18 protein-coding genes and 2 pseudogenes are annotated in these 23277 nt (G+C 51.8%); 3 read left to right on the top strand and 17 right to left on the bottom strand.

Annotated elements, in window-relative coordinates; genetic code table 11:
* Nucleotides 1-208 precede the first annotated feature (208 nt).
* Both O71_RS04545 and O71_RS26310 read left to right on the top strand, forming a co-directional pair.
* Nucleotides 209-3400 carry a SusC/RagA family TonB-linked outer membrane protein gene (locus O71_RS04545; protein WP_007653734.1) on the top strand — a complete coding sequence of 1064 codons (3192 nt, stop codon included), beginning with the start codon at nt 209-211 and terminating at the stop codon, nt 3398-3400.
* Nucleotides 3400-4836: pseudogene (locus O71_RS26310) on the top strand (SusD/RagB family nutrient-binding outer membrane lipoprotein); the annotation flags it as partial. The gene O71_RS04545 and the pseudogene O71_RS26310, both read left to right, overlap by 1 nt.
* 106 nt (nt 4837-4942) lie before the next feature.
* Here the strand turns inward: O71_RS26310 and prfB are convergent.
* The 8 genes from prfB to O71_RS04495 all read right to left on the bottom strand — a co-directional run bounded on the left by prfB (nt 4943) and on the right by O71_RS04495 (nt 13223).
* Nucleotides 4943-6020, bottom strand: a protein-coding gene (gene prfB / locus O71_RS04530; RefSeq protein WP_155800514.1) for a peptide chain release factor 2 whose coding sequence is annotated in 2 segments (ribosomal slippage) — nt 4943-5959 and nt 5961-6020 — 1077 coding nt in all. Because the reading frame shifts where the segments join, the coding sequence is not laid out codon by codon here.
* Between the two features lie 83 nt (nt 6021-6103).
* Nucleotides 6104-7177, bottom strand: a complete 1074-nt coding sequence (locus O71_RS04525) for a branched-chain amino acid aminotransferase (RefSeq protein ID WP_007653726.1) — start codon at nt 7175-7177, stop codon at nt 6104-6106.
* Nucleotides 7178-7209: 32 nt separating this feature from the next.
* Nucleotides 7210-7761 carry a cob(I)yrinic acid a,c-diamide adenosyltransferase gene (locus tag O71_RS04520; RefSeq protein ID WP_007653725.1) on the bottom strand — a complete coding sequence of 184 codons (552 nt, stop codon included), beginning with the start codon at nt 7759-7761 and terminating at the stop codon, nt 7210-7212.
* Between the two features lie 3 nt (nt 7762-7764).
* A complete protein-coding gene (locus O71_RS04515) occupies nt 7765-8487 on the bottom strand; it encodes an ABC transporter ATP-binding protein (protein WP_007653723.1) in 723 nt (240 codons plus the stop codon).
* 10 nt (nt 8488-8497) lie between these two features.
* A complete protein-coding gene (locus O71_RS04510) occupies nt 8498-11542 on the bottom strand; it encodes a hypothetical protein (RefSeq protein WP_007653721.1) in 3045 nt (1014 codons plus the stop codon).
* A gap of 15 nt (nt 11543-11557) precedes the next feature.
* Nucleotides 11558-11845: an Asp-tRNA(Asn)/Glu-tRNA(Gln) amidotransferase subunit GatC gene (gatC, locus tag O71_RS04505; protein ID WP_007653720.1), complete on the bottom strand. Its 288-nt coding sequence runs from the start codon at nt 11843-11845 to the stop codon at nt 11558-11560.
* Nucleotides 11820-12593, bottom strand: a complete 774-nt coding sequence (locus tag O71_RS04500) for a 1-acyl-sn-glycerol-3-phosphate acyltransferase (RefSeq protein ID WP_143731791.1) — start codon at nt 12591-12593, stop codon at nt 11820-11822. Before O71_RS04500 ends, gatC begins: the two co-directional genes overlap by 26 nt.
* Nucleotides 12594-12662: 69 nt before the next feature.
* On the bottom strand, nt 12663-13223 hold the full coding sequence (locus O71_RS04495) for an NUDIX hydrolase (RefSeq protein ID WP_007653715.1): 561 nt from the start codon (nt 13221-13223) through the stop codon (nt 12663-12665).
* On the opposite strand from O71_RS04495, the gene O71_RS23690 reads away from it, so the two are divergent.
* A complete protein-coding gene (locus O71_RS23690) occupies nt 13222-13368 on the top strand; it encodes a hypothetical protein (RefSeq protein ID WP_155800512.1) in 147 nt (48 codons plus the stop codon). The genes O71_RS04495 and O71_RS23690 overlap by 2 nt on opposite strands.
* A gap of 35 nt (nt 13369-13403) precedes the next feature.
* Here O71_RS23690 and O71_RS04490 read toward each other — a convergent pair whose 3' ends face one another.
* The 9 genes and pseudogenes from O71_RS04490 to O71_RS04455 form a co-directional block, all read right to left on the bottom strand.
* The gene (locus O71_RS04490; protein WP_155800510.1) at nt 13404-13583 is read right to left on the bottom strand and encodes a hypothetical protein; all 180 of its coding nucleotides are present in this window, start codon (nt 13581-13583) and stop codon (nt 13404-13406) included.
* Between the two features lie 98 nt (nt 13584-13681).
* The gene (locus tag O71_RS04485) at nt 13682-14503 is read right to left on the bottom strand and encodes a retropepsin-like aspartic protease (RefSeq protein ID WP_192811635.1); all 822 of its coding nucleotides are present in this window, start codon (nt 14501-14503) and stop codon (nt 13682-13684) included.
* 64 nt (nt 14504-14567) lie between these two features.
* Nucleotides 14568-15266, bottom strand: coding sequence for a PolC-type DNA polymerase III (locus O71_RS04480; RefSeq protein ID WP_007653706.1), 699 nt, complete (start codon nt 15264-15266; stop codon nt 14568-14570).
* Nucleotides 15266-17203 carry a DUF294 nucleotidyltransferase-like domain-containing protein gene (locus tag O71_RS04475; protein WP_007653700.1) on the bottom strand — a complete coding sequence of 646 codons (1938 nt, stop codon included), beginning with the start codon at nt 17201-17203 and terminating at the stop codon, nt 15266-15268. The genes O71_RS04480 and O71_RS04475 overlap by 1 nt, the downstream gene beginning before the upstream one ends.
* A 248-nt stretch (nt 17204-17451) precedes the next feature.
* Entirely contained in the window at nt 17452-19383 is a 1932-nt protein-coding gene (gene acs / locus O71_RS04470) for an acetate--CoA ligase (protein ID WP_255345343.1), read from the bottom strand.
* Between the two features lie 159 nt (nt 19384-19542).
* Nucleotides 19543-20490 (bottom strand): AMP-binding protein, encoded by a 948-nt coding sequence (locus tag O71_RS26850; RefSeq protein ID WP_304412029.1) that lies wholly within the window; start codon nt 20488-20490, stop codon nt 19543-19545.
* Nucleotides 20400-21466 (bottom strand): annotated as a pseudogene (locus O71_RS26845) (AMP-binding protein). The gene O71_RS26850 and the pseudogene O71_RS26845 overlap by 91 nt, the downstream one beginning before the upstream one ends.
* A gap of 22 nt (nt 21467-21488) precedes the next feature.
* Complete coding sequence (locus O71_RS04460) at nt 21489-21869, bottom strand: response regulator transcription factor (RefSeq protein ID WP_007653688.1); 381 nt, start codon at nt 21867-21869, stop codon at nt 21489-21491.
* A 30-nt stretch (nt 21870-21899) separates the two neighbouring features.
* A partial coding sequence (locus O71_RS04455; RefSeq protein WP_007653686.1) for a sensor histidine kinase KdpD occupies nt 21900-23277 on the bottom strand: 1378 nt, incomplete at its 5' end.

The following is a 23277-nucleotide window of genomic DNA, read 5'->3' as shown; positions in this document are numbered from 1 at the left end:
TATAATGTTATGATTAGTAAATTGAATTTTAACATTAAAAAATCAATACACTACTATATTTAATGTTTTAACATTCTATTGAGCATTACAGAGTCCCTTTTTAAAGAAAAGACTCTTCTAATCCTTCCTCACCACTAAGTGCCTTAGCTTCTGGCACTTTTGCCGAATTGATTTTATACATCTTCTGAATCCAAAACTTTTTGGGAACATGAACAAACTACTACTAGTAAGTTTTATTCTGGTGCTCGCCCTTTTTCAACAAGGCATGGCCCAGACTAGAACGGTTACGGGTACCGTGACAGATCAGGAAACAGGGCAAGGACTGCCCGGTGTCGCAGTGCTGGTACAAGGTACCAACGTCGGCACCGCTACCGGAGCCAACGGAGAATACTCCATCAATGTGCCGGCTGGCTCCAATACACTTACCTACCGCTTCATTGGCTATGCCACCGTTTCACGCAATATCGACAATCAGAGCACAATCAATGTAGCCTTAAGCGTAGACACCAGGCAACTGAGCGAAGTTGTTGTGACGGCTTTTGGTATTGAAAGGGAAGAAAGAGCTTTGAGTTACTCGGTGCAGCAGGTAGAAGGTGAAGCCGTAACACGTGCTAACCACCCGAACGTCACCAATGCTCTCCAAGGCAAGGTGGCAGGCGTAGTAGTGCGCCAGTCTAGTGGTATGCCGGGCTCATCATCGCAAATCACGATTCGGGGGGCACGCTCCTTGGTAGGCAACAACCAGCCTCTGTATGTAGTCGATGGCATGCCAATCGAAAGTGATGCCATCCAGCAAGCAGGTGGTGCAGGTATAGGTGTTGGCGGTGTGAGCGGCACCGATGCCTCAGCACGTGCACTAGATATCAACCCAAATGACATCGAATCGATATCTGTGCTGAAAGGCGGTGCAGCAGCAGCCTTGTACGGGGTCCGTGCTGCCAACGGGGTGGTTATTATTACTACCAAGAGAGGCAGGGGCCTGGAGGAAAGAAAAGCTGCTACAGTGACATTCTCTTCTGACTATCAGATAGACCGTGCCTCACGGCTTCCAGACTTACAAAGCACCTACTCCCAGGGCTCTGGAAGGCAATACTCAAACAACTCCTCGCTATCCTGGGGACCAAGAATAAGCGAGCTCGGCGATGTGACCAACGCCATAGGGGAAACCGCGCCAGGAAACAGGGTCTTTGACAACGTGGACCCCTTCTTCCAGACTGGCCATACGGCAACAAACAGTCTCACGATCGCCAACAGCGGCCAGATAGGCAACTACGCTGTCACTTTAGGCTATACAGATCAGGAAGGCATAATTCCGACAACGGGTATGGAGCGTTTTAACGGCAAGGTTGCCGGTGAATTTAATGTTCACCCCAAAGTAACGATCGGTGCTTCTGCAAACTATTCGGATGTACACATTGATAAGGTGCCCGGGGGATCTAACCTTTCCAATCCGCTTTTCACATTGTATGCAGCACCGAGAAACTTTGACCTGTGGGGGCTCCCTTTTGCTGATCCACTCAACCCATACAGACAGTTCAACTACCGAGGTGCGATCGATAATCCACGCTGGGCATTGGCCAATAACCAATTCTATGAAGATACCCGCCGCATTATCAGCACTGCAAACGTTTCCTACAAACCGCTCGATTGGATAACTTTAAACTATAGACTTGGCGGAGACTTTTTTATCACAGATGGTAAAGAGGTATACGAGCTTGGATCAGGCTTTACAGGAGGTAGAACTGCACAGCCAAGCGGTGGCCAAATAAATGACTATGCCTTCAATCAGAATCAGATCAACTCTAACCTCTCTGTTAGCTTTAACCGTGATTTCTCAGAGGATCTTAGTGCCAACCTGCTGCTTGGCAATGAGGTATATGACATCAGAAACCGTTTGATATCAACGGTAGGCCGTGGTATTGCACAAGGTGGTTTCCGTAACATTGGCAACACTGTTGTGCAGAACGCCAGCGAGACCATTACCCGCAGACGAGTAGCTGGTTTTTATGCCAACGCCGAAGTAGGTTTCAGGGACTATCTGTTCTTAAACGCATCTGCCCGTCAGGATTATGTGTCTAACCTGGCGCGTGGCAACCGTACTTTCTTCTATCCTTCAGTGGGCATTGGCTTTGCATTTACAGATGCCTTCGAGCTTCAGAACGACATCCTTACTTTCGGTAAACTAAGGGCTTCATATGCTGAGGCAGGTCAGGCCCCTGACCAGGCTTACATAACCAGAAACATTTTCATACCTGGCGGTGCCCTGAACGTGGGCGGTTTCCTGAATGACGGTATCCAATTCCCATTCAACAACACAATTGGTTATACCCGTAGCGCCGTATTCAGAACGGAAGAGCTAAGGCCACAAAACACCAGAACAATTGAGTTTGGTGGCGATTTCAGATTCCTGGACAACCGGATCACCTTAGACTACACCTATTATGTGCAGACAACAGAAGACCAAATATTCAGCGTCCCTGTTGCCGCATCATCTGGTTTTACATCTGAGTTTAGAAATGCCGGTAGGTTGGAAACCAAAGGCCATGAGTTGATTTTCAATCTTATCCCTATAAGAAACGACAACTTCGAATGGACGTTCACCACAAACTTTACCCGATACAGAAACAAAGTAGTCGAGCTGGCCGAGGGTGTTGAGAGTATCTTCCTGGGAGGCTTCGTTACACCTAACGTAAGAGCCGAGGCGGGAGCTTTATACCCCATCATTTTTGGCTCCTCATTCGTGAGGGACAATAATGGCAACGTTGTAGTGGATAGTCGTGAAACCATAGGTGGTAATCCAAATCCATTCTACGGCATGCCTTTGGCTGGTGAGGCTAAAAACATAGGCAATGTGCAGCCAGACTTCGAAATATCCTTTACAAACGGCATCACCTTCGGCGGCATCAATCTGACTGCACAGGTAGACTGGAGAAAGGGTGGCAATATGTATGCAGGCAATACAAGACTTCTGAAGCTGTACGGTATGGCTGAAATTACAGAAGACCGTGAAAGTCCTTATGTCTATCCTGGCGTGAAAGGCTTCCTGGATACCAATGGTGACCTTGTCGTAGAAGGAGACAATGACATTGAAATCGTTAGAGGACAGAACTTCTGGTCCAGTGCCATGGACGCCATCGACGAATCAAACGTCTACTCTACTTCTTTTGTAAGGCTCAGAGAAGTGGCTCTAAGCTACTCCCTGCCAACAAGCTTGCTAGAACGCACTTTCATCAGGAATGCCTCTATCGTGCTGACAGGCCGCAACCTCTTTCTCATAACAGACTACCCGAACTTTGACCCGGAGACAAGCGTGGGTGGCGGTACTAACTTCCAGGGACTTGAGTATGTGACGCTTCCTCAGGCAAGGAGCTTTGGTGCTGGTTTAAGGTTAACATTTTAATGGACAGAAATCACACGATCATGAAGAAGTATAGATTTTACAGCTTTCTCATAGCAGCAGCTCTTATTATAGGAGGCACTGCCTGCGACGAGGATAAATTAGACGAAATTGACACCAACCCCAATAGCCCGGAACAAGTCTCGGTCAACCTACTGCTCCCACAGGTAACAGTAAACGTACCTACAGCTGTTACAGGGGCTGACTTAGCCTGGTATTCATCTGTTTTTGTACAGCATACCGCCGGTGTGCACGCACAGTTACAGGAGGCAGATCGCCGGTCTGGTCTCCAGAATAACACGTTGGTGAATAACATGTGGAACAACATTTATGCGGGCGTGCTACCTGACCTTAACATCATTATTGAAAGAGGTTCTGCAGGCGGTGAGGAGGAAGGAAACTTCAGGCACGTAGGTATAGCAAAAGTTTTGAAAGCCTATACCTTATCTGTAGCAACCGATGCCTGGGGACCTGTACCCTCTGCAGAGGCTGGGCAGGGAGTCGAGAACCGCACTCCTACATACGATTCGCAGGAACAAGTTTATACGCAGATACAAAGCCTGCTAGATGAGGCGATCGTTGACTTAGCAACAACGGCTCCCTCGCCTGGCAACCAGGATTTGATTTATGGGGGCAGTGCTGAGTTATGGACAAGGGCTGCTTATTCTCTGAAGGCGCGTTATTATAACCGCCTGAGCAATATTGACCCGCAGGGATCTGCAACGGCTGCGCTGGAAGCGGCTGCACAGGGTTTTCAGAGCGCTGCAGACAACCTCGTCTTCCGGCGATACACTGCCGCAGCAATAGGTGAACATCCGTGGTACCAGGAATCGAATGACCGTAGTCACCACGCTGTAAGCCAATCTTTCGTGACTACGCTTCAAAACCTGAACGACCCACGCCTGGAGGCCATGGTGGCACCAGCCCGTGATCCGGGAGTTATCACAGGGCTCCCAATGGAACACAGATAAACGACCAGGCAAACAGAGCCTTCTCTGATCCAACAGCGGCTGTGCTTAATGCGACCGCGCCTATGCCAATGATGACTTATGACGAATTGCTCTTCATACAGGCAGAGGCACAGCTGAGGTTAGGCAATACAGGCGAAGCGCTTACTGCTTATCAAAATGGAATCAGGGCTGCCATGCAACGACAAATAAATGCACCAGCTGCAGCAATTGATGCATATATAGCAGCAAACGCCAGCACTGTATCACAGGAGGCTATTATCCTCCAGAAGTGGATTGCTTTCTGGCTGTTCCAGCCCTTTGAGGCCTACAACGATTGGAGAAGAACGGGCATTCCTGGCTTTGTTGCCCAACACCAGATCTCACCTCCACCAGTTCGTTTTCCATATGCGCAAAACGAATTGGACACCAATGAGGCAAATGTTCCAAACATCAGGGGCACGCAGATATTCTCCGACCCTGTATGGTGGGTAGATGGACAGCCAGACACACAGTAAATTCCGATATTTTCCACAAAAAAGAGGCTCCCTTTCAGGAGCCTCTTTTTTGTGGAGTCAGGTATAGCCTCAATCTCTCCTTATGCCTGCATCAGGAATGCCTTGATGTATTCATCCAGGTCACCGTCCAGCACATTTTGCACATCAGAACGCTCTACGCCTGTCCGGATATCCTTTACAAGCTTGTACGGGTGCAGCACATAGTTGCGTATCTGGGAGCCAAAGTCGATGCGTTTTTTTGTACTCTCCACACGGTCCCGCTCTTCGTTTCGCTTGTCTATTTCTATCTGGTAAAGGCGTGAGCGAAGCATACGCAGGGCGTGCTCTTTGTTCATGAGCTGTGAGCGCTCGATCTGGCACTCAATCACGATGCCTGTCGGCTTGTGCTTTAAACGCACTGCAGTCTCCACTTTGTTTACGTTCTGGCCTCCGGCGCCTCCTGAGCGGAAGGTATCCCACTCTATGTCGCTCGGGTTCACCTCGATGTTGATCGTATCGTCCACCACAGGGTAGGCAAATACAGAAGCAAAGGAAGTATGGCGTCGTCCGCCTGAGTCGAATGGGGAGATACGAACCAGACGATGTACCCCTATCTCAGATTTAAGATAGCCATAGGCAAAGTCGCCGGTGATCTCCAGGGTAGCTGACTTTATACCTGCTCCCTCACCCGGATTGTAGTTGACCTGCTTCACGCCGAAATTATGCGACTCGGCCCACATGATGTACATGCGCATCAGCATCTCGGCCCAGTCCTGGCTCTCGGTACCGCCTGCACCCGGGTTGATCTCCAGAATGGCGCTCAACTGGTCCTCTTCGCCACTTAGCATGCGCTTGAACTCCAGCCCTTCAATAGCGCTTTCTACCTTTTTCGCTTCCAGCTTTATGTCTTCCTCCGACACATCGCCTTCTTTGTAGAAATCGAAAAGCACTTCCAGGTCAGAAACCGTTTTCTCCACTTCTTCATAGTGGTCAGTCCATACCTTCAGCGATTTTACCTCTTTAAGTACTTTTTCAGCTGCTTTCGGGTCGTCCCAAAAGTCAGGTGCCAGTGTTTGCCTTTCTGTCTCGGCTATCTGTTGCTTCTTGTTATCGTAGTCAAAGATACCTCCTCAAGGCTTCAACACGAGCCTTTAATTCCTTCAATTGTTCTGAAGTCATGTTTTCTGTTTTTTATTTAACGCTAAAATGCTGGACCAAAAGCCGTATACGCTTCCAGTCCAGCATTTACTTTTATCTGATTACTATAGGCTGATCTTATAGATCCAGCTGTGCGGGTCAGGTGCCTGACCTGTCTTAATGCGATCCAACTCTGCTGCAATGCCATTGGAGATCTCGCGACCTTCTATTGCCGGCAGGTCCATGTCCTCGCCGTTGTAATGTATGGTGGCGATCTGGGCAATAGTAGCAGCGGTACCCGTACCGAATGCTTCCTGTAGCTTGCCGGCTTTGTGAGCCTCCACAATCTCGCTCACAGCTACCTTACGCTCCTCTACAGGTATACCTTTGTCACGGGCTATCTGCAGCACGCTGTCGCGGGTGATGCCTGACAGGATCGTGGTGCTTACAGCAGGCGTTACAATCCTGTCATCGATCACAAACATCACGTTCATGGTACCGGACTCTTCAATGTACTTGTGCTCGCGCGAGTCAGTCCAGATAAGCTGGTGATAGCCGCGTTCCTGCATTTTGCGTGCAGGGTATAGGGCAGCGCCATAGTTACCAGCGGCCTTGGCATAACCGGCACCACCTTCTGCTGAGCGCACATAGTTTGGCTCAATGGCAACGCGCAACGGCTGACCATAGTAGGCGCCTACCGGGCAGCTGAACACCATAAAGCGGTAGCTGGATGATGGACGCACGCCAATAAACTCATCCGTTGCGAAGATGAACGGACGGATGTACAGTGCACAACCAGCTGTTGGCGGTACCCAGGCAGCGTCCAGGCGCAGCAATTGCTCCAGCCCCTGCATGAAGATCTCTTCGGGCAGCTCAGGTATGCACATGCGGTCTCCAGAAATGTTCAGTCGCTTGAAGTTATCGAGCGGTCTGAACAGCAGGATGTCACCGTCTGCGTTTTTATAAGCCTTCATACCTTCGAAGATAGCCTGGCCGTAGTGTAGGGCTGAGGTTGCCGGACTAAGCGACATGTTGCCGTAGGGCTTGATTTCGGGGTTCTGCCAGGCGCCGTCTTTGTAGTCGGCTACCAGCATGTGGTCGGCGAAGATTTTCCCGAATTCAATATTATTGAAGTCCAGCTCAGAAATGCGGCTCTGCGGGACGCACTGAGTAGGTATAGTTAGGGTATCAACTGACATAAATAAAGGGAATTATTAGTTGAACAATGTAATCAGACGCGTGGCTTCCAGGCAATTTCCTCAGCCTGTAACTCATACGTCATTTTGCGGCAAAGAGCGAACAGATAATCGGACAGACGGTTGAGGTACATGATCACCAGATCGTCTACCGGCGACTCTTCCTGCAGGCGGATGGCCAGGCGCTCAGCGCGGCGGCACACGCAGCGGGCCAGATGGCCAAATGAAACAGACTGATGACCGCCTGGCAGCACAAAGGAGCGCAGCGGAGGCACTTCAGCCGTCATCTTGTCTATTTCCTGCTCCAGCAGGGTGACATCCTCTGCATGCAGGTCGGGGGTCACCATTTTGGTGTTCTTGTCAGGGTCGGTGGCCAGTGTGGAGCCGATGGTGAAGAGGCGGTCCTGTATCTCTTTCAGGATGTCGGCCCGGCTCTTGTTTACTTCCTGGTCGCGTACCAGTCCGATGTATGAGTTAAGTTCGTCTACGGTGCCGTAGGCTTCTATGCGTAGGTGCGACTTGGCTACACGAGTACCTCCTATAAGTGAAGTGGTGCCTTTGTCGCCTGTCTTGGTGTAAATTTTCATGAGCTATTGCGCAGCGTTTAGATTTGCATGCGTTGTCACATCGTGGTTGATTTCGTCTGATTCTATAAGTCCGTCGCGAAGGCGCACAATACGGTGAGCGTATTTGGCGATGTCCTCTTCGTGCGTCACCATGATAATGGTGTTTCCTTTGGCGTGCAGGTTCTCGAACAGTTCCATGATCTCGTAAGAGGTCTTGGTATCCAGGTTACCGGTCGGTTCGTCGGCCAGGATGATACTTGGGTCATTGATAAGCGCACGGGCAATAGCCACACGCTGCCGCTGTCCACCCGACAGTTCGTTTGGCTTGTGCTTGCCACGGTTACCGAGGCCCACACTTTCCAGCGCTTGCTGGGCTTTCTCCTCACGCGCAGATTTGTTATACCCGGCATAAATAAGCGGAAGGGCCACATTCTCCAAAGAGCTCTGGCGCGGCAACAGGTTAAAGGTCTGAAACACGAAACCGATCTCCTTGTTCCGAACCTCGGCCAATTCATTGTCAGTCATGTTACTCACATCATTCCCGTTCAGGATGTACTGCCCTCCGGAAGGGGTGTCCAGGCAGCCAATGATATTCATAAGCGTTGACTTCCCGGAACCAGAAGGACCCATAAACGCCACATACTCTCCTCGCTCTATCTTGATAGACACGGACTTGAGCGCATGGATGGTTTCGCTTCCCATGCGGTATACTTTCGAAATATCGTGTGTCTCGATGATGGTGCTCATAGAACCTGTTTTAGAGTTGCCACTGGTCCGCCTCTGCCTCCTTAGCTCGGCGCTGTTTATCAAATTTCTCTTTAAAAGTACTATATTCCGAAGCAGGAAGCAAGCTGCGAAGCGAAACAAGTGCCTGGTCTGCGTAGCTGACAAGTCCCCTGTTCACACTCTCAAGCGCATAGGCTTTGTAGAGCCTGGCAGAGTATGGATTATAGGTGATTCCGTCCAGCAGAATGTTATAAGCCTGCATCTCAGCGGGACTGTATCGGGCAAAGAAAGCGGCGGCGTCCTCTACCACCTGCTCATCGTACAACAGCATTTTGAGTGCCTGGCTGTAACGCTCGGCAGCTTCACGGTCACGCCCCTTTATCTCAGCAATTTTAGCCCTGAAGTAGAGTTTCTGCCGCTTATCCTTCGGTGTCAGGTATAGGTTGTCCATCCGTTTCACCAGCACCTCGTGGTTCTTGGTATTCAGCCACAGGCGCATTTGCTGCAGGTTAAGTTTTGAGCGGAGCTCTCCTTCTGGTCGCAGGGCGGTAGCTGCCTCTTTTATGGCCTCATTGGCCTGCTTCCACTCCCGTCTTCCCATAAAATAGTCTACCTTGGCCACCAATGCCTCACGGCGCAGGTCTTTCTCCTGCACGCTCTTCACGATGCGGTCTACATCTTCGGGCAGCAAATCAGGCAGGTATGCGATCAGATACTGCACCTTGTCGTGGTCCGGGGCCTGGGTGATGATGGTAGATGGCGCCTGTTCCAGCACCTCTTCCAGCGACTGTGCCACCGCAACCGCCGACTCTATCTCTGTAAAGGCAACTTCGCGGAGAGCTTCTACAGCCTCATCGGTCTGGTGATTGAGGGCCAGCGCATAGGCATGGGACAGGAAGGCCTGCGTAAAGCCTCTGTCTTTGGCCTCCTTGAAATAATGGGCGGCGGCACCGTAGTTCTCTTCCTCCATCATCCAATGCCCCAACGCATTGTAATAATAACCGCTGCGCTCCCCTGCGGCCAGCGCCAGGTTCTCAACTACGCTGCGTGCCTCTTTCGGCCTGCCATCGTAGTGGTGCACCAGGCCCTTCAGGTATAGCAGGTCTTCCATAAAGAGTCTGTTCTCCTGAGAACCAAGATAGCGGTTGATAGGCTTCAACAGCGATGTATCGCCATTGTTCACACTGGAAATGGTTTTGTTGTAGAATAGTGTCAGGTCCTCTACCCGCTCCAGCGAATCCGCCACAAAGTCGTCTTCTTTAATATCAGAAGTCTGTCCCAGCAGCTGGTTAAGTGCAGCCATGTTGCTGCGCAGTGGCTTGTATTTTGTGGATCGGATCTCCGTGATCAGCTCCTTGGCTTCATCCGGCATAGCCTGGCGGGTATAGTAAGCCAGGCGGTTGCTGCGAACCAGATCCTGGTTTTCTGCATGACGCTGTGCCAGGTCAAAATAGTAGGCGACACTGTCGTGCACACTGGTCTGGGCATAAAGCAGGGCCAGGTTGTTGTAGATCTCCCCATTTTTAGGGAAAGCCTCCGCCCCCTGCTGCAGCACATACAGCTTTTCGAAAAAGTACTGCTTGCGGTCGTACAGGTTCGCCAAACGGATATATAGCTTCGGATTCGGGCTCCGTTCCAGTGCCTCCTGCAGACTCAGAATTTCTTTGTTGCGCTCGTTCTGGGCACGATACATGGCCGACAAGCTAAAGCTCGCCTTCATGTTGTGGTTATCGAACAGATCGCTTTCTCTGTAGAAACGTTCTGCCAGAATCGAATTGTCGGAACTCTGGTACAGGTCGCCGAGGTAGCTGTAGTAACCGGCATAGGCATTGAAGTACACCCTGAACTGGGTACGCATCACCAGGATGGCCAGCAAAATAGCCCCCATGGTGTAAATGGTATACACAGGCAGTTTGCGGGGTTCGTACACCACTTTGTAAACGGCCAGTCGCTGCTTGATCAGGTCCCCGAAGTTCACCATTACATACACAAAAAAGAAGGCTCCGAAGGACAGGTGTGTGTATACGATCAGGTTATGAAAAACTGATATAGCGGAGTCGTTGGCGGTGGCATAGGCGTAGCCAATGCTCAGAAAGGTAATGGTTGCAAATACCAGGTAGATGATGGCACCTGTGGGTTTAAAGGGGAACAGTCTGCCATACAATACCTCGCGCTGACGCATGCCCCAAAAGCCGGCAACTGCAGAGATCAGTAGGATGACAAAAGCGTTGATGTAAAACAAATCGCCTTTCACATAGCCCACATGGCGCAGGTATAACAGTACCAAAGTAACCAGGTATAGCACGCTTACGAGCACAAACTGCCATATACTAAAGCGACGTTCCGGCTTGGCAGCCTGTGTGTTGACCCAAAGCAGGGCATTGATGTTTTCGTACCCGACCCAGATCATAAAGAGCAGGGAGGCTACCATAAGGGCCAGCGAACTGTAATTGGCCAGATGCAGGGTGGTCAACAGCGGTGGAAAGTCTGACTCCATGTATACAAAGGAGCCCAGCAAACTCACCAGCGCGATCATCACCATTACCCTGACACTAAAGGAAACCTGCTGATAAAAAGCCTGAAAAGCATAGCTGGCCAAAGCAAAGAAAACGATGAATACCAGCAGCGTGGTTTGCCCGGTATTGCTCCCGATCACACCGAGGAGGTCCAGGTTGAAGGAGGCCAGCAGCATCATGAGCAGCAGCATACCCGCAAAGTAAGGAATGCGCTTCATGGTGGTAATGGCAGCTGTGTAGAATGCCAGGCAGAGAGCCAGCAACAGCACCAGTGCTACTGCGGCAAACTTGTTGAGGACAGGCATTGCCACATCGTACTGCTCTGTGAGCAGGTAGCCATCGGCGTACAGGGTGAAGGGCTCCAGCAGACGGGAAAACTCGTGCACCGGCACCTGCACCACCTGCAGTTCAGGCAGCTTATCCCAGGCCATAAAATTGCTCTCGCCGGTGAAGTAATGGTATACCCCCAGCATGAGCGCCAGCACGGCCACGATCAGCAAAAACAGATAGGGATACCTGGTATCGGCATCCCAACTGTTCCAAAACTTAATTTTGTTCATAGACAAACCGTCGGACTATTCGAGCACTTTCGGTACTCTGAAATAATCGGAGTCTTTTCTTGGTGCATTTTTCAGCGCTTCGTCGTGCGATACGGTATTCTGTGCCAGGTCCTCGCGCATCACATTCACTTCTTCTGACATATGAATAAGCGGCTCCACACTTTCGGTGTCAAGTTCGCGAAGCTGGTCTACCCAGTTCAGGATCTTGTTCAGGTCCTGCAGCATCTCCTGCTCCTTTTCTTCATTGAACTCCAGTCGGGCCAGGTGCGCGATCTTTCTAATGGTTTGTATATCGGTTGACATCTATCGTATTGTGTTTCTTAAGTTCTTCCTGAATAATATGAAATACTTCCTGCTTCAGCGCAGGAAGGTCCTGCAGCGTCATGCCTTTGGTTTCGATCGGCTCGTGTATGATGATCTTGAGCGGGTGCCAGCGCACTTTCAGCTTCCCATCCAGATCAGGCAAAAATTTGTGGTTATAGGGCATCGTCACCGGCACTACCGGCAACTGCTTCTCAATAGCCAGTCGAAAAGGGCCATCCTTGAATGCCAGCAGCTCCTCTCCTGCCGTGGGTGGTATGGTACCTTCCGGAAAGATCACCAGGTTGCGGCCCTGCTCCAGCGTGCGCACGGACTGGATGTAACTCTTGGCACTGCTGATCGCACTCTTACGGTCTACGGCAATGTATAGCTTTTCGTACACTTTTCCCCACAACGGCACTTTGGTAAGCGAGCTTTTCCCGACAAAGTTAATAAAACCCGGAATGGCATGCAGCAATAGCGGGATATCGAGGTATGAGCTGTGGTTAGGCGTAAAGATATACTGCTTGCCAGGATTGAAACGCATACGCCACTCTACCCGCAAAGGCGTAAGGAACATGCGCAGGGCCGATGATGACCAGAAGCGGTTAATGCTGTGCACGCGCGGATACCAGCGCTGCTTGCGTATAAGCACTGCCTGAAACGGATACGTGACCACAAAGGGCATCACAAACCAGGTGACACACCAGGTTGTATAAATGCGATGGGACAGGTATTTAAGCGCTTTCATGCCTTCAAATGTAAGAATAATCCACCAGTTATCAATCGGGGGGCTTCACCTCGTTGGCCTTCTCAATACTTACCCGCCTTGCTGCAAAAGTATAGCTGCCTTGAGTATACCTGCCACACTGATGGCATCCGTTATCTCGTTGTCCATCACCATACGCACAGCCTCCTCAAAGTGCACCCGCCGGATGTGAAGCTCCTCCGTTTCTTCAAAAGCTGTTTCACCGGCCTTTAGTTCCTGCGCCAGGAAAACAAAGCCTTCCTCATCCGTTACGGAATTGGAGGTATGCAGGCGGGCGATGTTGGTCCACTTTTCGGCTGTAAAACCAGTCTCTTCCTGCAGTTCCCGCTTCGCCGACTCGAGTATGTCGTTCTCGATCAGGCCGCCGCCCATTGGTATTTCCCAACTGTACTCGTTGAGCGCATAGCGGTACTGCCCTACCAGGTAGGTATAGCCTTCGTCATCAACAGGTATAATGCCAATGGCTTTGTTTTTGAAGCTGACCACACCGTAAATCCCCTCTCCACCATTGGGGTTGAGCACCTGGTCTTCACGCACTTTTATCCAGGGATTTTGGTATACCTGCCTGCTGGATAGGGTGGTCCAGGGATTATGTTGTTCGTCGATTTTCATGCTATTTTCTTTTGGCGATCATTTTGATCTCTACCTGCGCCCCCAACGGCAGCGAAGTCACCCCGATGATGGCACGGCCTACAGCCACTGCTCCATCAGCACTGAAGGCTTTTCCGGGCAGGCGTTGAGCTTGTTTAAGATCTAATTGCGGGCAAAGATAACAAGGTATAGATGATTTTTTCAGAGGGGATCAGCCTCTTCTGTTTCAACCCTGGTATTATCTTTTTCCACGCCAGCTGTATCGGCGGGTGCCGTGTCAGGTTCTGGTTGGGTTATGGTTGTCTCCTCGGTATCAGGCGTGCTGTTACAGCTGGCCATCAGAAAAGCGCCCAGGGCGAAGGTTAGAAGATACTTTTTCATCATATCAGCTTCATTCAATTATTGATTGTACAGATATCCCTGCTGCTATCCGATTGTGTATTTTCCAGGCACACAGGCAATGCAGGAATTTCGCCATTTTAATGCATCCATACCTGCCCTGCCGGGAAGTTAATGGTCATTCTGGTTTGACGGATCACATCGTAGTTCAGTACTCCGTCATAGATGATATTTTCTGCAGCGGCCTTGCTGACCAGTTTTCGCCTGCCAAGTTGAATCGCAATCGGGTTCAGGGCTGTGCGCTGGACTGTCGTATCGCTTTGTAGGCCCCACCCGGAGGCTGTCTGGTGCGAAAGCAGCACTTCGCTTATATTGCCTGTGTCTAACAGAAACCAGTATGAGCGGTCCTGATGAGGTATACCCAGGAAAATGGTCAGCTCGCTACCATCTAGCCCACTGGCGAAACGGCTGGGCAGCAACGTTAGCCTGCCCTGTTGCTTTCTAAGAGTGGCTGACGTCTCAATCTGGAGTCTACTGGCCGCCAGGTCGACAGTCACAATCCTGTCCTGAAAGGATTTCAACGAGATCACCCCATCTACTTTCGGAAGACCTTCTGGCAGTATGCTCATCAGATCCCATACCCCAACGGTCGCATGAAAAAGCGGAACGTTATCGACCCTGATTTCAACTGAATCCAGCTTTTGGTACCGAAACATCTCCCCGTTCATGCGGAAGGCAGTTGCGCTGCCATAAGGTTGTCGACCGATTTTCTGTGCCACTTCCGGGGATACAAAGGTCTGGCCGCCTCCCGTATCGAATAAGAAGGTGTATGGCTGCCCTGCTATGGTAACGTCTACCTGCTTCAGTTCTTTGAAATATTCTTTCAGCTGAATGGTGTTTTGCGCAAGAGTTTCACCAACGAAGGTTAAGCACAGAGCCAAACCTAGGAAAAGTGTTTTCATTTTGAAAAATAGACTGATCATCTAAGCATGTACGTCAGTGATAGATTTTGGCTGAATAATTACGTTAGCCCTTCATCAGCTCACCCAATGTTGTAATGCCCCGCTTTTTAGCTAGTGAGAGCAGTTTGAGCAATAGCAGGGCTGTGGCAAAGGCGTCGCCGGAGGCGGTGTGACGATCTTCGGTGGGCAGATTATACCTTTCGCAGAGAGCGTCGAGGCTGTACTCGGCGGTTTTCAGGGTGTGGCTGTCGGCATGGCGGCGCTCCAGTCGTATGGCCAGGTGTGCTGTGTCGACGGAGCGGTTGCGGAGCTTGCCGCTTATACCTTGCCGCTTCAGCATCTGGTTGACCATGCCGATGTCGAAAGCCACATGCTGCCCGACCAGCACAGCATTACCGATAAAGTCGATAAAGCCCTCCACCGCCTCCCGCTCCGGTATACCTCCCTCCAGCTGACTTGAAAGCAGACCATGCACTTCAGCGCTTTTGGTAGCTGGTGCCCCTTCCTGCTGCACCAAACACTCAAAAGTGTCCGACACCAGTACCTGCAGCTCCCTTACCTTTATTGCCCCGATGGAAAGCACTTTGTCCCTGCGTTGGTCCAGCCCGGTCGTTTCGGTGTCGAACACTACAAATTCGGCTTCTGACAAGGGAGTATCTCTTGAGGGTTGCTCTTTCAGTGCGGCGCTATACCTGTGCCAAAAAGCCGGCGCATTCTTGTCTACCGGTTGCAGCTGGTTTATAAACTCCTTCAGCCACTCCATTAGCCGAGGTAGTTAAGTTGAAAGCGTACTTGCAGGAGCTCCTGTATGTCGCTGATCGGTTTGAAGGTGCTGCGCAGCGTTTGTCGCTCGAGTTTGTTAAGCTGGTTGGGGTTGAGGTAACGGCCGGAGTTCTTGTTGCGCAGGCCGCTGAGCGCCCGGAAACGCATCATGATCTCGTATGCCATTGCGGCCTCACGGTATAGCTCCGCGTTTTGCGGCTCCAACTCGGCCAGTTTCTCGAAGCGCTTGAAAGTGTTGTTCTCTCCGGCCACACGATTGTCGAGCGTGAGCACGCGGGCGGCATCCACGAGTGGTGTCATGGCCCGCAGTTTGATATCGAACTCGTTATTGTGTTCCCCTCCCCGCTCCACAATGAAGTTGCGGAAAAAACTCAGTGGCGGTGGACTCTGCAACGCATGCTTGGCCAGGAAAGGCAGGAAAATGCGCTCCTGCTGGATGTTCTCGTAAATATAATCCGTCAGCTGCCTGCTCAGACTAAAGTCACCGTATACGGGGCGGTAGTCGTAGAAAATAGAGGTATGCATCAGTGCCTCTTCGGTGGGCTCGTGTATCCAGTTATAAAAGTACTGTTTCCAGGTATGCAGCGGCTGGCACCACTTCGGGTTACTGGCCATCATGTCGGCGGGACACTTCTCAAAACCGCATTGCACCAGAATATCCCGCACAATAGCACCTAGTTTCAGAAAGTAAGCCTGGTGCTCTTTTTCGAGCGCAGCATTTTTATCTTCGAACACCACGGCATTGTCCTGATCGGTGCGCAGGAGTTGCTCTTCACGGCCTTCGCTACCCAGTGAGAGCCAGCAATAATGCAGCGGCGGCTCACCCAGTTCTTTCTCGGCATGCTGCAGCGCCCGCACAATGATAGCGTCGTTAATTTCTGTGATGATATTGGCGATAAACGAAATGCTCACCTCCTGCTCCAGGTACTTCAGTAACAGCTCCTCAGCCCTGTCGCGGATGGCAGGAAGTGAACTTATGTCGCGTGTCTGGCGAATCTCAGAGATCAGCACGGCCGGATTGTTGCCCTGGGCCAGTAGGAGGTCATGTTCGGTGAGCACCCCAAGGGCTTTAGAGTCAACAGTCCCGTCAGTGGTCACGCAGAGGTGCTTCACTTTGTTCCGGATCATGTTGATCAGCGCATCGGCCATGGGCGGATTGGGAACGGTCGTAATCACCGGCGACGACATGATCACCTCTACCGGATCATCAATGGCCACATGCCCGGCTACCACCTGGCGGCGCAGGTCGGTGTCGGTCAGAATTCCCAAGGGTCGTGCCTCACCGTCCACTACCATCATAAAACTGGAATCCTTGTCGCTCATCATTTGGGCGGCCAGCCGGATGGAGGTGTCAGGCGGACAAGCAACAATGCTTTTAGCCGTATCGATTTTAAGGGCGTCTTCAAGGTGCAGCGGTATAGACGAAGGTGCAATGGTACTCAGCCCGACCCGTGCCCTTTGCGCATCGCGCAAGGTAGGGTTACGCACCGGCTGCCCCGCCGCAAAACCCGCCGCGAAGTAAAGCGCCACCTGTGGATTTTCGGTGAGGATAGGTTCAAAAGCCTCGATAGGTATAGCGTATACCAGTGATTCTTCGGCTGAGGTAGCGGTAGAGGAATAGTTTTTCTTAGCGATCAGTGCCCGTACTCCAAACACATCTCCTTCGTCGCACACATCCAGCAATTTGGGATTGCCACCCTCCGTCTTTTGCTCCAATCGAACAGAGCCTTGCCGTACAACATAAAAGTGTTCGTGGGCGGGATCGTCCTGCGAGAACAGAACCTGCTCCGGCTCCAGGTATAGCACCCGCACCTGCCTGGCCAATTGCCGCAGTTTTTCCGGGTCAATCAGGTTAAAGGGCGGGTAGGTATTCAAGAACTCGTGCACGCGTTCCTGTATGACATTGGAGGGCTTCATAGCTTCGGGTTATACCTGTTGAAGATACAGGATTGGGCAGAGGATTGCAATTGCCTGAATCAGGATTTTCGCACAGGGTCACCTATATCTGAAAACTTTAACTATGTCAGTTACAAAATGGCCTTATGCAGGACCATCAGTTGCGCTGACGTTAAACTGGCAGTATTTACAACATTTCCTAAACGCAAAAGTCCTGCAACAAACGTCGCAGGACTTTACGCATTCAACTAAACTTATCAATCTAAATTCTATAAAGCACCCGCTTTAATCTCATCCACTACATCCGGATCAAGCAGAGTGGAGGTATCGCCCAGGTTAGAGGTGTCACCTTCCGCTACTTTGCGCAGAATACGACGCATGATCTTACCCGAGCGGGTCTTCGGCAGACCGCTTACGATCTGGATCTTGTCAGGCTTGGCGATCTTACCGATCTTCTCCACTACTGTTTCGATAATCTCGGCACGCAGGTAATCCTCACGCTCCGGCACGTCTTTGCAGATCACAAAAGCGTAGATTCCCTGCCCTTTCACATCATGTGGATAGCCTACCACTGCTGACTCTACCACGTGCGAGTTGTGGTTGATGGCCTCTTCGATCTCAGCCGTTCCAAAACGGTGACCGGATACGTTGATCACATCGTCTACACGGCCGATGATGCGGTACAGGCCGTCTTTGTCACGTTTGGCTCCGTCGCCTGTGAAGTACAGGCCTTTGTAGGTGGAGAAGTAACTCAGGCGGGCACGCTCGTGGTCGCCGTAGGTGGTACGGATAATGCTTGGCCAAGGGAACTTCATACAGAGGTAACCTTCTACTTCATTGTCGGTAATTTCCTTGCCTTCGGCATCTACCAGAATCGGCTGTATACCTGGCAGTGGCAGGGCGGCGTGGCTTGGCTTCATCGGGGTGATGCCAGCAATGGTCGAGATCATGATCCCACCGGTTTCGGTTTGCCACCACGTATCCACGAGCGGACAGCGTTCCTTGCCAACGTGGGTATGGTACCAGTGCCAGGCCTCTTCGTTGATCGGTTCACCCACCGAGCCCAGCACTTTAAGGGAGTCGAGGCTATAGGATAGTACATCGTCGATGTCACCACCCATCAGTGAGCGGATGGCAGTTGGGGCAGTGTAGAAAATGTTCACGCCGAACTTGTCGACTACCTGCCAGAAGCGGCCCATGTCCGGGAAAGTTGGCACGCCTTCAAACATCAATGAAGTAGAGCCTGACAAGAGTGGACCGTAGAGCAGATAGGTATGGCCGGTGATCCAGCCGATGTCGGCGGTGCACCAGTAAATGTCGTTTTCCTGTACCTGGAACACATTGCTGAAGCTGTACTGGGCGTAGACCATGTAACCGCCGCAGGTATGGACCACACCTTTTGGTTTGCCCGTTGAGCCAGAGGTATACAGGATGAAGAGCATGTCTTCGGCATCCATTTCTTCGGCAGGGCAGTCTTTGCTTACGCCTTGTACCTCGTCGTGGTACCACACGTCGCGGCCCTCCACCATGTTCACGGCCCAGCCCAGACGCTCGACTACAATCACTTTCTTCACTGAGTCACAACGCTCGAGCGCCTCGTCTACCACACGCTTCACCGGAATCTGCTTCGCACCACGGTTCAGACCATCGGAGGTGAGCACCATGCTGCACTGCGCGTCGTTGATGCGGTCTGCCATGGCCACGGCCGAGAAACCGGCGAACACGACCGAGTGAATGGCACCGATTCGGGCGCAGGCCAGCACGGCGAAAGCAAGCTCAGGGATCATCGGCATGTAGATGCAGATGCGGTCGCCTTTTTTGGCACCGTTCTTTTTGAGCACATTGGCGAACTGGCATACCTTCTCGTGGAGTTCGCGGTAGGTATAACGCACAAATCTTTCTTTCGGGTCGTTTGGTTCCCAAATCAGGGCGAGCTTGTTGCCACGGGTTTTAAGGTGACGGTCCAGGCAGTTTTCGGTGATGTTCAGTCTGCCGCCCTTAAACCACTTCACGTTCGGCTCCTCAAAGTTCCATTCCAGTGTCGTGTTCCACTTTTTGCGCCACGTAAAGGTGCTCGCTATATCGGACCAGAACCCTTCCGGGTCTTCCACACTTCGCTTATAGGCCTCTTCGTATTCCTGATAAGTTTTGATTTGAATGTTAGGCATGATATCGGTTTGTTTATGGTATTTAAGGTTTATTTCGATTGTAAGTGGTGCGCGATTCGCATAGGTCGCGACCTGTTCCTTCGGGTATAAATCGGGAACGATTGTTATCCCCCTACCCCCTTCAAAGGGGGACTTCGCCTGTAGCTGCCAATTGGCAGTTATAAGATATCTCCCCTATTCATAAGAGCAAACTCACTCCAAAAAAGCATTCCCAATCTTCCGCTCCTTCAGGTCATCATGAATCTCGGTGAGTATAGCCGGATCGTCGATAGTAGAAGGTATAGCGTAGTGTACGCCGTCGGCAATGTTGCGCAGGATTTTGCGGAGAATTTTGCCGGAGCGGGTTTTGGGCAGGCGCTTCACGATCAGGGCGTTGCGGAAATAAGCCACGGCCCCTATTTTCTCCCGAATCATCGCAATCAGTTCCTGCTCGATTTGTTCTTCGCTGATGTTCTGTCCGTCCTTGAGCACGACCAGGCCGATGGGGCGCTGTCCACGCAGGTCGTCGGCTATACCTACCACGGCGCATTCGGCTACCGCGGGGTGCGAGGCAACCATCTCTTCCATCTCTCCGGTTGAGAGGCGGTGACCGGACACGTTGATCACATCGTCTATGCGTCCCATGATATAAATATAGCCATCTTCATCCATATAGCCCCCATCGCCGGTCATGTAATAGCCAGGGAAGCGGTCAAGATAGGATTTGTAGAAGCGGTCATTGTCTTCCCACAAGGTGGGCAGGCAACCGGGAGGCAAGGGCAGCTTTACCGCCACATACCCTTCCTGCGCAGGTATAAGCTCCTGCCCTTCCTCACCCAAGATCTCTACTTTATACCCGCACACCGGCAGTCCCGCTGAGCCCGGCTTGGCTGGTTTCAATCCATAGCCCACCATGTTCGCCACCATCGGCCAGCCTGATTCGGTTTGCCACCAGTGGTCGACCACAGGTATGCGCAGCAAATCCTTAGCCCAGTAGTAAGTAGCAGGGTCGCAGCGCTCGCCAGCCAGGAACAGGTACTTGAGTGAGGGCAGATCATACTTGATTTTCTCTATACCTCGGGGTCTTCCTTCTTGATGGCGCGAATGGCTGTCGGAGCTGTGAAAAGCACTTTCACGTCGTGTTGCATGATGATGCGCCAAAATGTACCCGCATCCGGCGTGCGTACCGGTTTGCCTTCGAAGAGCACCGTGGTGCAGCCATGGATCAGCGGAGCGTATACCAGGTACGAGTGCCCCACAGCCCATCCCACATCCGAAGCGGCCCAGAACACATCGCCCGGATCAACGCCGTATACGGCTTTCATGCTAAACTTGAGCGCTACAGCATGGCCTCCATTGTCACGCACAATGCCTTTGGGCTTGCCGGTGGTGCCGGAGGTATAGAGGATGTACAGCGGGTCGTGGGCGTCTACCGGCACCGGTTCGACTGGCTGGGCCTTCTGCAGCACATCTACGTAATCGAGGTCGCGGCCCGGCTGCATGTCAGCCACCACATAGGGGCGCTGCAAAATAATGGTATGCTCGGGTTTGTGCTTGCTATCATTCAGAGCTTTGTCGAGCAATGGCTTGTAAGGGATATGCTTGTCGAACTCGATGCCGCAGGAGGCGGAGATAACCACCTTCGGACGGGCGTCGTCGATACGCACCGTGAGCTCGTGCGGGCAAAGCCGCCGAATACCACCGAGTGGATGGCACCTAACCTTGCGCAGGCCAGCATGGCGACTACTGCCTCCGGTATCACAGGCATGTAGATGACTACTGTATCACCTTTGCCCACACCCAAACCGCGCAGCGCACCTGCAAATCGGGCCACCATGTCGCGGAACTCGCGGTAGCTGTACTTGCGGATGGTGTTGGTTACCGGCGAGTCGTAAATCAGGGCAGTCTGGTCTGCGCGGCCGTTCTCCACATGGTAATCCAGCGCCAGGTAGGCCGTGTTGAGCTTGCCGCCCGCAAACCAGCGGTAGAAGCCATTTTCGTCGGTGGTCAGGATTTGCTTCGGCTCCTCGAACCAGGCAATCTGCCGCGCCTGTTCGCCCCAGAAGCCTTCCGGATCCTGGATGCTTTTTTCGTAGGCCTCGGCATACGAGCGGTAAGTTTGGGTTGCTGTCTCCATATCTCCAATTCTTTTGTTGCGATTAACTCTGCGTCAGCTCCTTGATTTTCTCCATCAGAAAACGTGTCGAAAAGGGCTTCGGAATGTACAGGTCTGCCCCCACGTCATAACCTTTTTTGATGTCGGCGTCCTTGGTCTTGGCGCTCATGAAAATCACTTTGGCTCCGTTCATATTATCCTGCCCGCGAATGTGACGGCATACCTCGTAGCCGTCCACGTCGGGCATCATGATATCAAGCAACACCACATCGGGGCGCTCCTTGTCTACACTCTCCATGGCCTCGGTACCGTTGCGGGCCACAAACACCTGATAGCCGCTCTTGCGCATCAGGAACTCCAGCGGCATCAGTATACTCGGCTCATCATCCACAACCAACACCTTCAATTTTTCTTTGCTACTCATAGTTTTATACGTTTGCGGGCACATTTACTTTCACGGGAAGCACGAACGAAAATTTAGAGCCTTTGCCCACTTCACTCTCCACCCAAATGCGCCCTGGTGCGATTCAATTATCTTCTTGCTGATAGCCAGTCCTAGTCCGCTACCCTCGGGTTTGCGGATGTTCTGGTTCTGCGCCTGGTAAAACTTGTCGAATATCTGTTTGTGAAACTCGGGGTCAATGCCCTTGCCGTTGTCCACCACATTCACTTTGATGTCGCCGTCGATGTAGTAACCCGACACGATAATGCGGCCGTGCTCCGGGTTGCAGAACTTGATGGCATTGGAAATCAGGTTGACCAGCACCTGTATCAGGCGGTCTTTGTCGCCGTTTATACTCGGCAGATTGTGCTGCACGTCCACCACCAGGTCAATGTTTTTCTCCTGTACCAGTTGCTCCAGCGCCTGCACTGATTCGCGCACCACCTCCTCGATGTGCACAGGTCCCAGATTAAGTTTCTGCTTGCCCGACTCAAAGCGCTCCAGGTCAAGCACCTGTGTGATCAGCCTTGTCAACCGCTCCGACTCTTTCACAATGGTCTGCAGGAAATGCTCCTGGTCCTCGCGCTCCATTTCAGGGTTGTCATACAGAATTTCAGACAGGGCCCGAATCGAAGTCAGCGGCGTGCGCAACTCGTGCGTCACCGTCGACAGGAATTCGTCTTTCAGCTCGTCTAGTTGCTTGAGTCGCTCGTTGGCGCTGCGGAGTTGCTCGGTGGCGCGGCGCAGCTCCATGGACTTGCGCCGGAGTTCGTTGTTAATCGAGATCAGTTGCTGTGACTCTTTCAGGATGTTAAGCACTTCGTCAATGCTGATCTCCTCCTCTTTCACCACCGACGACACCATGATGCGGGCCGAAGAAGAGCCGATGACACCTGACAGTAATTTCTCGGCATAAGTCACGAGTTTCGGGTCCGCCTTACCGCTTTCGTCTTCCGGCTCGGGATATTTGCGCTTGTAAGCTTTCATGGCCACCTCGGCTTTTTTCTCGCCTAGGAAGTTCACCAGCAAGGATTTGATGTCAGGTATGTAGGCTGTGCCTTTCCAGACAATCGAGCTTTCGAACACGGTGGAGTACTTGAAGATATCCACGAACACCTCTGCCTGATTGCGCTCCTGAGACGTTTGCTTGCTTAAAAGCGACACACCTATGTATAAACCCACGTTCAGGAACATGCTCCAGAACATAGCATGGGAGATATAGTCCATGCCCTGAAGGCCGAACAACTCAAAGGGTTTGAGCCAGGCTATACCTAACGGACCATGCTCCAGAATGCTATTTGGCAGCATGCCCCCCCCCACCATCGACGGCACCACCAAGGTATAGAACCAGAGCACAGAACCGACCACTATACCTGCCAGCGCCCCGTTT

Source organism: Pontibacter sp. BAB1700 (assembly GCF_000277005.1).
Taxonomy (GTDB): domain Bacteria; phylum Bacteroidota; class Bacteroidia; order Cytophagales; family Hymenobacteraceae; genus Pontibacter; species Pontibacter lucknowensis.
This window is presented reverse-complemented; position numbering and strand designations above follow the sequence as displayed.

What these genes read in the sequence shown, in the direction of transcription:
- O71_RS04545 (WP_007653734.1), top strand. Translation starts at nt 209, where the DNA reads ATGAACAAACTACTACTAGTAAGTTTTATTCTGGTGCTCGCCCTTTTT.
- O71_RS04525 (WP_007653726.1), bottom strand. Translation starts at nt 7,177, where the DNA reads ATGTCAGTTGATACCCTAACTATACCTACTCAGTGCGTCCCGCAGAGC.
- O71_RS04520 (WP_007653725.1), bottom strand. Translation starts at nt 7,761, where the DNA reads ATGAAAATTTACACCAAGACAGGCGACAAAGGCACCACTTCACTTATA.
- O71_RS04515 (WP_007653723.1), bottom strand. Translation starts at nt 8,487, where the DNA reads ATGAGCACCATCATCGAGACACACGATATTTCGAAAGTATACCGCATG.
- O71_RS04510 (WP_007653721.1), bottom strand. Translation starts at nt 11,542, where the DNA reads ATGAACAAAATTAAGTTTTGGAACAGTTGGGATGCCGATACCAGGTAT.
- gatC (WP_007653720.1), bottom strand. Translation starts at nt 11,845, where the DNA reads ATGTCAACCGATATACAAACCATTAGAAAGATCGCGCACCTGGCCCGA.
- O71_RS04500 (WP_143731791.1), bottom strand. Translation starts at nt 12,593, where the DNA reads ATGAAAGCGCTTAAATACCTGTCCCATCGCATTTATACAACCTGGTGT.
- O71_RS23690 (WP_155800512.1), top strand. Translation starts at nt 13,222, where the DNA reads ATGCTATTTTCTTTTGGCGATCATTTTGATCTCTACCTGCGCCCCCAA.
- O71_RS04495 (WP_007653715.1), bottom strand. Translation starts at nt 13,223, where the DNA reads ATGAAAATCGACGAACAACATAATCCCTGGACCACCCTATCCAGCAGG.
- O71_RS04490 (WP_155800510.1), bottom strand. Translation starts at nt 13,583, where the DNA reads ATGAAAAAGTATCTTCTAACCTTCGCCCTGGGCGCTTTTCTGATGGCC.
- O71_RS04485 (WP_192811635.1), bottom strand. Translation starts at nt 14,503, where the DNA reads ATGAAAACACTTTTCCTAGGTTTGGCTCTGTGCTTAACCTTCGTTGGT.
- O71_RS04480 (WP_007653706.1), bottom strand. Translation starts at nt 15,266, where the DNA reads ATGGAGTGGCTGAAGGAGTTTATAAACCAGCTGCAACCGGTAGACAAG.
- O71_RS04475 (WP_007653700.1), bottom strand. Translation starts at nt 17,203, where the DNA reads ATGAAGCCCTCCAATGTCATACAGGAACGCGTGCACGAGTTCTTGAAT.
- O71_RS04460 (WP_007653688.1), bottom strand. Translation starts at nt 21,869, where the DNA reads ATGAGTAGCAAAGAAAAATTGAAGGTGTTGGTTGTGGATGATGAGCCG.